Here is a 318-nt window from a genome sequence, read left to right as displayed (position 1 = left end):
ACGAGCCGGCCCTGGAAGACTACGACTACCCCGGCCGCTTCCTCGACCGCCCGCGCGGCAAGCACCTGGCCAACCGCGCCCTGGAGCGCCACCGCAGCGATTACCGCCAGGCCCAGGGCGACAGCGACCAGCCACTGCTCGCCAGCGGCCATTTCCTGACCCTCGCGAGCCACCCCAACGCCAGCTGGAACGATCTCTGGCTGTTGGTCGAGCTACGCCATCAGGGCCGTCAGCCACAGGTCCTGGAAGAAGCCATCACCAGCGACATCGACCCCCGCTTCGACGGCTTCCAGCAGGGCTACCGCAACTTCTTCGTGG

Annotated in this window: 1 protein-coding gene; it reads left to right on the top strand. The window is 67.9% G+C overall.

Annotated elements, in window-relative coordinates; genetic code table 11:
* The coding region (locus P5705_RS26235; RefSeq protein ID WP_277463760.1) for a contractile injection system protein, VgrG/Pvc8 family at nucleotides 1-318 on the top strand (318 nt) is incomplete at both ends.

It is taken from the genome of Pseudomonas entomophila, from assembly GCF_029478665.1.
Classification (GTDB): Bacteria; Pseudomonadota; Gammaproteobacteria; order Pseudomonadales; family Pseudomonadaceae; genus Aquipseudomonas; species Aquipseudomonas entomophila_F.
The sequence above is the reverse complement of the archived record's forward strand: the minus strand, read 5'-3'. Positions and strand labels throughout refer to the sequence as shown.